10 protein-coding genes and 2 riboswitches are annotated in these 9,765 nt (G+C 34.1%); of the genes, 1 reads left to right on the top strand and 9 read right to left on the bottom strand.

The features are described from left to right. Nucleotides 1-49: 49 nt before the first annotated feature. From V7138_RS17460 to V7138_RS17435, 6 genes are all read right to left on the bottom strand, one after another. Nucleotides 50-382 (bottom strand): hypothetical protein, encoded by a 333-nt coding sequence (locus V7138_RS17460; RefSeq protein ID WP_335399678.1) that lies wholly within the window; start codon nucleotides 380-382, stop codon nucleotides 50-52. A gap of 324 nt (nucleotides 383-706) precedes the next feature. Beyond that, nucleotides 707-1,138, bottom strand: a complete 432-nt coding sequence (locus V7138_RS17455) for a helix-turn-helix domain-containing protein (protein WP_335399676.1) — start codon at nucleotides 1,136-1,138, stop codon at nucleotides 707-709. 501 nt (nucleotides 1,139-1,639) lie between these two features. Beyond that, nucleotides 1,640-2,458: a sensor histidine kinase gene (locus V7138_RS17450; protein ID WP_335399674.1), complete on the bottom strand. Its 819-nt coding sequence runs from the start codon at nucleotides 2,456-2,458 to the stop codon at nucleotides 1,640-1,642. Between the two features lie 110 nt (nucleotides 2,459-2,568). Continuing rightward, nucleotides 2,569-3,243: an ABC transporter permease gene (locus V7138_RS17445; protein ID WP_335399671.1), complete on the bottom strand. Its 675-nt coding sequence runs from the start codon at nucleotides 3,241-3,243 to the stop codon at nucleotides 2,569-2,571. 70 nt (nucleotides 3,244-3,313) lie between these two features. Continuing rightward, nucleotides 3,314-4,228, bottom strand: coding sequence for an ABC transporter ATP-binding protein (locus V7138_RS17440; RefSeq protein WP_335399669.1), 915 nt, complete (start codon nucleotides 4,226-4,228; stop codon nucleotides 3,314-3,316). 95 nt (nucleotides 4,229-4,323) lie between these two features. Beyond that, nucleotides 4,324-5,004 carry a response regulator transcription factor gene (locus tag V7138_RS17435; protein WP_335399667.1) on the bottom strand — a complete coding sequence of 227 codons (681 nt, stop codon included), beginning with the start codon at nucleotides 5,002-5,004 and terminating at the stop codon, nucleotides 4,324-4,326. Between the two features lie 741 nt (nucleotides 5,005-5,745). Here V7138_RS17435 and V7138_RS17430 point away from each other — a divergent pair. After that, a complete protein-coding gene (locus V7138_RS17430; protein ID WP_438824373.1) occupies nucleotides 5,746-6,252 on the top strand; it encodes a GNAT family N-acetyltransferase in 507 nt (168 codons plus the stop codon). A 311-nt stretch (nucleotides 6,253-6,563) separates the two neighbouring features. On the opposite strand, the gene V7138_RS17425 is transcribed toward V7138_RS17430, so the two are convergent. From V7138_RS17425 to V7138_RS17415, 3 genes are all read right to left on the bottom strand, one after another. Then, nucleotides 6,564-6,827 (bottom strand): hypothetical protein, encoded by a 264-nt coding sequence (locus V7138_RS17425; RefSeq protein ID WP_335399664.1) that lies wholly within the window; start codon nucleotides 6,825-6,827, stop codon nucleotides 6,564-6,566. Between the two features lie 490 nt (nucleotides 6,828-7,317). After that, nucleotides 7,318-7,404: riboswitch (cyclic di-GMP riboswitch) on the bottom strand. A 333-nt stretch (nucleotides 7,405-7,737) separates the two neighbouring features. Then, nucleotides 7,738-8,046, bottom strand: coding sequence for a hypothetical protein (locus tag V7138_RS17420; RefSeq protein ID WP_335399662.1), 309 nt, complete (start codon nucleotides 8,044-8,046; stop codon nucleotides 7,738-7,740). Nucleotides 8,047-8,060: 14 nt separating this feature from the next. Beyond that, nucleotides 8,061-8,151: riboswitch (cyclic di-GMP riboswitch) on the bottom strand. Nucleotides 8,152-8,615: 464 nt separating this feature from the next. After that, entirely contained in the window at nucleotides 8,616-9,233 is a 618-nt protein-coding gene (locus V7138_RS17415) for an Ltp family lipoprotein (RefSeq protein ID WP_335399708.1), read from the bottom strand. Between the last annotated feature and the right edge of the window lie 532 nt (nucleotides 9,234-9,765).

Below are 9,765 nucleotides of genomic sequence, written 5' to 3'. Positions count from 1 at the left end.
TGCATTTTTTAGGCTCTTTAATATTATATCTACTGTGTTAAAGCACCCGTTAGTTCAATAGTTTTACCTCCCTTGCCCCTAAGCCCGGAGGGTCTCTAAGTGCTACGATTGGTTTAATATCAGCTTTAATTTTATCACCTATTACCAACTCTCTATAATCTATTTCCTCACCATTTTCATTTATTATTCTGGTATTTTCTAAACCTAATGATGCTCGTTTATAAGTTGGATTTAATAATTTATTGCTTTCAATCCAAATAAACGTATCTGTATCCTTTTCAATGATTGTAAATGTCTCTTCCTTTAATAAATCCACAAATACAAATAGGATTCCTGATACTAATATTATCGCTAACAAAGGTTTCGTGAACTTTTTTTTCATATCATTTAATCCTCTCCATTTGTTGAAAAAGAACAGCAACAGCTTCTTTTGCTATCGCACCCGTTAGCCATCCATGAAGCGCAAAAATCGGCGCTTCACCACAGAGAATGAAAATAGTTTGTTTGTGTCAATACTGATATTGACCTTGATCCAGTCAACCAATCCATTTCCATGATTTGCAGCTCTCTCAATTTTTTAAAACACATGAGACGAGTTCTCTTTGGTATTGTCTCTTTTCGAGGACAGATAAGTTAATTTTCATGGTAGTTGAAGATGAAAAGTGGAGCTTATTCAACAATTGCACCCGATTGTGGAATCTTCCACCTAATTTTTTGTTCCACTCTTTTTGCTCCCTTGCGGAAAAAGAAGAAAAACAAGGTACAAGAAAGCTGCTGTTGCAACTGCTGCCCAACTAATGGATATCCAATCAATTCCATCGTGTTTGATTATGCTAGTAGTTACAATCCCCATAAGAATACCTAAACCAGTTAAAAGGTATGATTTCCAATTTAAATCTGTCGGTCCTTTACTATCTTGAATTACTTTTTCTTTCAATCCGTCATCACTCCTTAATAATTCATCGATTGTGATACCAAATAAATCACTTAAATCAATAATTACTTCGATATTGGGATAGTTTTTACCAGTTTCCCACTTTGAAACTGATTGGCGACTAACATTTATTTTTTCGGCGAGGGATTCCTGTGACCAACCTCTATTTTCTCTTTCTTTTTTTAATTTAGCTCCAAAAAACATATTGTTCATCGTCCTTTCTTATTCCAGTATTGTTAGAGTGAATAACTAAAGTAAAGATAAATATAGTTGCAACTATATATTTTCCTGCTATAACGCAATTTGGACCGTTTATTGAATATCAATTAATTTCTCTATATTTTAATATAACCTTTAAACTGACTTCTCTAATGTTTTAACTCTAGTTAAAGAGACCTGCCCCGTTAGCCACTCATGAATCGCAAAAAATGAGCGATTCACCACAGAGAATGAAAATAGTTAGGAAGTGTCAATACTGATACTGACCTTGATCCAGTCAACCAATCCATAGCAATGAATTGCTGCTCCCTCAATTTTTTTAAACAAATGAGACGAGTTCTCTTTGGTATTGTCTTTTTTCGAGGTTAGAGAAGTTTATTTTCATGGTAGTTAAATATCTTCAACAAAAAGGTGCATTAATCCTTCTTGGATCAACGCACCCTATAGTTGAACAAGAAATCAAATAATACCTGTTTATCAACCCACCTATTCCCACTTTCTAAACGACACTTCAATAATAAATTCATTTTCATGAAAGTTAGCTACCGCTTTTCCTCCTTGTTTGTTTACAAGTTGCTGAACAATATGTAGACCTAATCCAAGATGAGTACCAGATCGACTAGAATCCAACCTGAATGTTCTATTAAAAATCCGTTGAAGTTTCGTAGCATTAATCTTCTCAACATCATTTACTGCCCTTAACCAAATATATTCTTCATCCTCTACAAAACTAATTTTCAAATAACTTTTGGCATAAGTTAAAGCATTTTGAATAATGTTGGTTACAATCCGAACGGTTGCTTTATTGTCAACAAGAACAGCAGGTACAGTACCTTCATTCATCCGTACCTCTAATTGCTCGTTCTGAAAGTCTTCATAGAACATGAGCATTGTTTCCACAACAATTTGATCTAGAAACTGCTTTTCCATAATCAATTTCGCATCTGAGGAATCGAGTTGTGAGAGTTCATAAAATAAATCTACAATCATTGTGAGATTATCGATTTTCTTCTGAATAATCTCTAAAAATTCTTTTCTTTCTGCTTCAGATATAGACTGGTCTGTTAATAGCTCTGAAAATCCTTTGATTGAAGTTAAAGGCGTTCGTAAATCATGGGAGATATTTGTGATTTCTTGCTTTAGTTCCATTTCTCTTCTTTCGACAGACTGTTGGTTCTGTTTGAATAGTTGAATCAGCTGGTTGATATTCGTAGCAAATCGGCCCAAGTTTTTATTATGAGTATTTGTGCGAACTAATTCATTTGTACTGAAATTTTTACTGATTTCCTCTAATTGTTTTGACATCCTTCTAATATCCCAATGGAACAGTAGAAGCTTGGAAACCGAAACAATTAGCAGGGAAACCAAGATGATTATAACCAACCAGCTATTCACTTCCATTCATCCCTTCTCGATCAATCGATGTTTTGTTTTGCAAATCTACTTGCTCCAATGAATAAAGCAATCACAGATATTACGATACCTATAACCCAACATTGGTAACTGAATTGGACTGCATCAATCATATAGTTTATTAGGTTATCGTTTAATAACGCATTTGGCGTATATTCATAGATTGCGCTTAAGCCTGAAAACGGGCGGAGCAACATCCGTAGAAGATCACTAGAAAATCCATATATAAATAACAGTAGAAGAAAGATATAAATATCTCCAACTTTCATGACTTTTAACACATGGGTTAAAATAAATCCACTTAAAACAAGTGGAGCCATATTTAGACTCGCCATCAGAAAATTTCTGACTGACTGATTATCAGTAATTAATAAGTTCTCACCTAGCGCGATCATTAAAAATATGCCAATGACACAAATTAGTACAAAATAGCTTAAAGTCAAGATTAGCTTTGACCAGAAGATAGTATTCCGGGAAATGCCGAAAGAAACAGATTGCTTAAGCAACGACATATTATCTTTGCTTGTGAGAGCTGAATTAAAGATTATTCCTATGATTATTATCAGTAATCCAACGGCAATTACATTTGAATAGAAATAATTACTAGTAGCATATTGGAAGTTAGGGTCCACCTTGTCTAAATAACGAAGAACAGTGGCAGCCGCAACGATCAACAATAAACATATTACACTAGTGAAATGCACACCTTTTTTACGCAGAAGACGATAATATTCGCTTTTCATATAATTAATCATTACTACTTCCCTCCACTAGTCCTAAGAAGTATTCCTCTAGATTCAGAGCTTCAATACGAAACTCCTTCACCATTACACCATTATCAACTAAAAGACGATTAATATCTCCACTACTCTCTACATGATTTTGTATAGAGATAACATGATTTGGAAGGACTTTAAACTCGATATCTTCATATGCTCGTTCTAATAATTGTGCCACCTTCACTGAATTATCAACCGTTAGGACAATTTGTTTCCTACTCTTCTCTAGAGCCTCTATGCTTAAATCATCGACGATTACACCATCTTTAATAAATACAAAACGAGTGGCTAACAATTTTAATTCGGTTAATATATGACTAGATATTAATATGGTTATATGTTTTTCCTGATTGAGTTTCATCAATAATCGGCGGATTTCGATAATCCCTTCAACATCCAATCCATTGATTGGCTCATCCAGTACTAAACAATCGGGGTTGCTTAAGAGACTAAGAGCGATGCCTAATCGCTGTTTCATCCCCATGGAATAATCTTTAAATCGTTTTTTCTTTTCATTTGCCAAACCGACAATTTCTAGGACTTCATCAATACGTTTCTTTTCAACGACACCCCGTTGAATCCGAAAATATTCTAGATTTTGAACTGCATTAAAATCCGGGAAAAATGTAGGGGTTTCGATCATAAAACCCATTCTTTTTTTCACATGTTCTATCTCTTTACCAGATTTTCCGAAAAGCAAAATCTCCCCACTCGTCGGCTTTAATTGGCCTGCTAGAATTTTGAACAACGTCGATTTGCCCGCACCATTTTTTCCAATTAGTGCACAGATTTCTCCTTTTTTTACTGAGAAATCAAGAGGTTTAAGAACCTCTTGTTTCTTAAACTTTTTCGTTAGTTGATACGTCTGAATAATGGTATCCATCTTTTCGACTCCTTCACTAAATCTCTTGTTATTTTCAGTTTAGCTTAGAAGTCTTTAAAATCCTTTAAGCAAAACATAAAGAATTCATAAAGAGATCAGGTAAGCATAAAGCCTACTCCCCAAATGGTCTTAATATATTCTTCACTAGTAATTTCGGAAATCTTCTTGCGCAGGTTAGAGACGTGAACGCTGATTGTATTATCATCACCATAATAGGTCCCTTTCCAAATGCTTTCATATATCTCCTTTTTGGAAAGTGCACGCTCGGGATTGTTCATGAAAAATATTAAAATATCAAACTCAGCATTCGTCAGCTGTAGCTCTTCCTCTTTTAAAGTTACAGACCGTTTTTCCGTATTCATTTTAAGCTCACGCCATCCTATTTCCGCTGACTGCTCCGGGTGAAAATTTGCTTTTCTTAATTGGACTTCTACTCGAACCATTACTTCTTCCTGATGAAACGGTTTGGTTATGAAATCATCCGCACCTATTTTCAATACTTGCACTTTATTCTCAATATCAACTTTCGCTGAAATGACAATAATAGGTATAGAACTCTTTTCTCTAATTTCTTTTATGAGTTCCTCTCCACTTTTACCAGGTAGCATCAAATCCAATAAAATTAAATCAAAGGTATTATTTTGCAGTTGCAATAAACCTTCTGTACCCGAATAAGCTGCAACCGGTTCCAAATGCGATTTTTCCAAAATTACTCTTAATAGTCTACTAATCTCTTGATCATCTTCAATAATTAATATCCGTTTACCTTCATACATCAATATCACCCATTTTTTTAATCACTTATTCTATAACTAAAATATAACATATATAAAACTCGGTATTATTTAAGGAGCTATTTTTCTATTTCTTCGTATGGAAAAAAGATGACAGACCTATTTCACCCCACTATGAAATAATACGACTAAGCTAGAACGATAAGGAGTTACTATTTATTACTTTTCCGGTGGGCGTGGGGGATAGAGGTATATATTGTCCCGATTGCTCTACTAAATAACCATAGGGACGGGCCACTTGTTTTATAATAATGAAGCAAGTGGCCCGTCCCCAATTCAAACTATTATTAAGATAATTTAACTAGAATTTCATGAAGAAACGCAGGCTCATCCTTAAATAACCTCTTCCTTAAGAAACCAATACACTCTAATATAAAAGGAATGTTTTCTATATTTGTTGAGCTAACTTCTTAAAATGCCCTCAATGTAAAGCACTATATGTGGTAAGAAATATAATAAAACTAAAACTTTGCTGATAAACCCATTTTAACATCTTGTTCTTCTTTCAATAAATGCCCCGTTAGCTTAATAACTTCAACAAAAATATACGTAATTCCTTCTAAGTATGGATCAATCTAGAGTTCAAAAATAAATTGACCAAAAATATATGTATGTATAAAATATAGTATATGAATATTTTTAATTATTAGATAACTGTCCGACCACCACAGTACAGTCAGAAATACAAAACAAGGGGTGAGTGACATTTTGGAACAAAGAAATATGTCAGAAATAAGGATTGAACCTTGGGGTGAAGGCGATCTTAATTTGCTTCATCTTCTAAATGCTCCTGAGATGACAGTACACTTTGGAGGTCCAGAGACAGAGGAAAAAATCCTAACTCGTCATAAACGGTACTGTGAGATTTCGGAAAAGGGAACTGGACGTATGTTTAAGATTCTCTTGCTTCCAAATCTTGAGACCGTTGGTAGTGTCGGCTATTGGGATACGATTTGGCAAGGAGAACCTATTTATGAGATAGGTTGGAGTGTTTTAGCTGCATATCAGGGTAAAGGGATAGCGACAATTGCAACAGCCACAGCCATTGCTAATATTAATTCTGAAAAGAAGCATAGTTTCATTCACGCTTTCCCAAAAATCACCAACCCCGCTTCTAATGCAATTTGTCGTAAGCTCGGTTTCTCGCTAATTGGTGAATGTGATTTTGAATATCCCATTGGTAGTTTCATACGATGTAATAACTGGGTATTAGCAGTTGGTGAAAAGTGAAGACTAAATTAGTGAAGAAATTTGATAACCCTATTTAATAATTAGATAAACTACCTTCAAAGCCCAAAAGGAATATTTTCCTTTTGGGCTTTTCCTAAAAAAATATCTCAAAGATTGGAATACCTTGTTGAACTAACCTGCCCGTTAGTACAACAAGAAAAAGCTGCCCTTATGACAGCTCTGCTCTTCAACTCTGCAATCGTAGTTTGGATTTCAGTTATTAATAAGAGAAAAAGTTATTAAACAAAATATACAAGTTAGTGTTCTACTTCATTAAACTCGTCTACCCATTTCTAGGTTGATATAGCCCGTCAAACATCACGCTCTATTACTTCCCAATTTTTGTTTAGGTAGTAGTATTTCTCTTCTTCGCCCGTTTCTAAGTTTCCTGCAAAGAAAAATATTTCATTTTCAGGCATGTTTGTTACTGCTAAAGTAGCCCCTGTTTCGGTATTTCGAATAAGTGTACTTACTGTTATTGAACTCCTCAAGGCTTCACATCGTTCGTCAATCTCCTTATAGGCGTTTACCTTACTTTCAAACTCTTTCACTTTTTCTAAATAAATTGTTCCCATTTAACCCCTCCTAAAAGTTTTGTATTTTAATTTCAACCTAAGTCCACTGTCTTTTCCCTCTTGAATTCTCTTGCAAGCATCTTCTGCAAGTGAACCTATTTTTTAAAGAGGAATCCAGACAGAAACAAAAAAGGGCTACACCTGCACTCACTGTCATTCGATTAACTATTGTCTGATTCGGGAAATATTCATTGTAGCAGGAATGCCAACAATGGAACAGCAGCGGTATCGCTGTAAAGATTGCGTAAAATTTTTCCGATGTTACGAATACTTTAGAAACGATAAAAGAAACAATTACAGAGCGTGTTCGAATGAAGGAAGAGTTAAATGCCTTAACGGCACAAGGAAAGATGTCTGCGTGGGTGATTTCTTCAAGTTATATTTTTCCCCCTCGAAATTTTTCGTCTATTATTTTGACAATCGATTAGGCACAAAAAAGGGAGATATTATCCGAAAGAATAATATCTCCCCTCAAGGGTTCGATTTATTTATCGGTAGCTGGCGAGCATATTGAATTCACAATGAAGCCCCTATAGCTTTGCGTCGCTAGGTTTCCCCAGGTTTGCCCTTATCGAATTTGTCATTGTTGTTTGCCCTACGAGTAAGAATATATCATGCAACGATGGAATCAAACAATCAGTAGATAATGGAAAGGCAGGAAAGAAACATGAGTAAAAACACCCACATTTGCACCTTGCCACTAAAGCTTAAGACATATAACACTTTCATAAAACGGTTAAAAGGCTTAATGTTTTAACTTAAACCAATCAAAAACGAAAAAATTTGGCAACAAGGACACATTACCTAAAGAGTAACAAATAATAGACACTTAGTTTATATTGAAACAAAACATCTTATACTTTTACCGTATATAGACACAGTTAATTAGACACTTTTCTCCTATTCGATACTATTCCTTTATAGACACCGAATATTCTTCCCTTGTAATTATTCCAGTAAGTATAGTTTTTAAATAATTAGAGAAGTCATTATTTCTTTCATTTATTCTAGTTAGAGCATTAAATAATTCAATTTTTTCAGAGTAAGATAAACTGTTCTCTATTGTGTTAATTATCTTTTGGTAATTAAACAGATATACCTTTTTACCTATTTTCACCCTTAGGCTAATTTCTCGTGGGAATTGAAAAAATTCTTGCCTCGTAGGAACTTTATTAACAACCATTTTATACTGAAAACCATTTTCCAATTGATAATCCAACGTTTTTTCTCCTCCTTGGTAACCTGGCAATCATAGTATTATTTCCATCACCTTAGATCCATAGTTTTGCGTCCTTACCTTTCGATAAGTTTGCCTTTTTTCAAAGATTGACATTGTAGTTAATAGAATAATATAAATCAACACATTTTACATTGACCGTTTATTGGAAATTTAAAATTCAGCTAAATGGGTTAAAACCCTAAGTACTCACTCTTCAATTAAATAAAAAAAGATCGATTCACCATTTATATTTGGGTTAGGTAAGTGAAACAGTTGAAAATAAAAGGACCCGTTAGCCATCCATGCAGCCAAAATCATTGCTGCACCACAGAGAATGAAAATACACTAAGATGTCTAGAATGGTTCTTAATCAAGTCCATGAATCCATAGATCAATTAATTTAGCTCTCTTTTTTTATCGAATTAGTAGGGTATTCTTTAATGTGGTCTTTTTTTGTAATACGAGAAGTTTATTTTCATGGTAGTTTAATAAGTTTAATAAGAAAAAGGCTGTCAAACTGACAGCCAAAATCTTAAACAAAAGCATCTGTTAATGCTATGAACTTTATTTTAAAGCCCTATTTGATCAACTGCATATGTCGAATCCTCTTGGCTGTGCCCTTCAAACATTAGCTGGTCAATTAAACCTTGCCTTGACATTGGCATAGTGTCATTGTAATGTTTAGCATGTCTCACCGCTTGTTCTCTCCAATCTACTTCAATATTATTAGCTCCAAAAGTAGCATCCTCTGTGGTATAACCTTCAAACTCCAACTGCTCAATTAATCCCGACTTTGAGAATGGCATTGTTCTAATATAGTTTTCAGCATGACGAATAGCATTTTGCTGTGAAGCTGTTAATTGAGGTTCTTCTTTCACTTCTTCTTTAGGTTGTTCCGGCTCAACTTTTTCTGGTTCTTCTTTCTTTTCATCTTCAGGTACTACTTCCTCTTCCTTTGGTTCTTCTTGCTCAACTTCGTCATTTTCTTCTGTTTCTGTTACTGGGGGTTCTGCTTGTTCAGTTTCAGTTGGATCACCACTAAATGATACGGCAGCGATTAACAATACAAAACATACACCTGCTATAATAAAGTTCTTTTTAGTTTTCTTACTCTTCCTTAACGCCCCAACAATACCTAAGATAAGAAATACAAGCATTCCAACAAAACTAATTAAGCCGATAAACATAGCCAATATAATTCTCTCCTTTTGTATAATTTATTTATAAATCAACAGATGAAACACCTATTGATTCCTGTAACTAATTACAGTTGACACTCCTCATTATTTTTACCATTAAAACAGTTATTATTTTTTCAATAATTCTAGCCCCTTTTACTTATATAGTATTTACCTTTATTACTAGAACACCAATTGAAAAAATTGGTAGAATTTATTTTTGTAAAAAAATACAAGTAAAAAGAAAAACCCTCCTATTTCTAGAAGGGCCCTTACCAACCGTAATATAGATTGTCTTTGTTGCAGTACAAATTGTTCGAACTGTGGATTAAATTTTTCTGAAAAAATCAATATTTGTTCGAGTCACTTAGTCACTTTCCGAATATACTATTATTGCTATCAGGAAGCCATGATAGCATCTTTGTAGGAGATTTCACCTTTGAAAAGTATGATTTCCTACTCAATACCTCCTTTTTTGGGAATCCATTAACTTGGACAAGTAGTGGATTCCAACATATATCACATTGAAAAAACTCATATA

This window comes from Bacillus sp. JJ1533 (assembly GCF_036965045.1).
In the GTDB taxonomy this organism is placed as follows: Bacteria; Bacillota; Bacilli; order Bacillales; family Bacillaceae_L; genus Ferdinandcohnia.
Note: the sequence above shows the minus strand (reverse complement) of the source record. Positions and strands in the feature narration are given on the sequence as shown.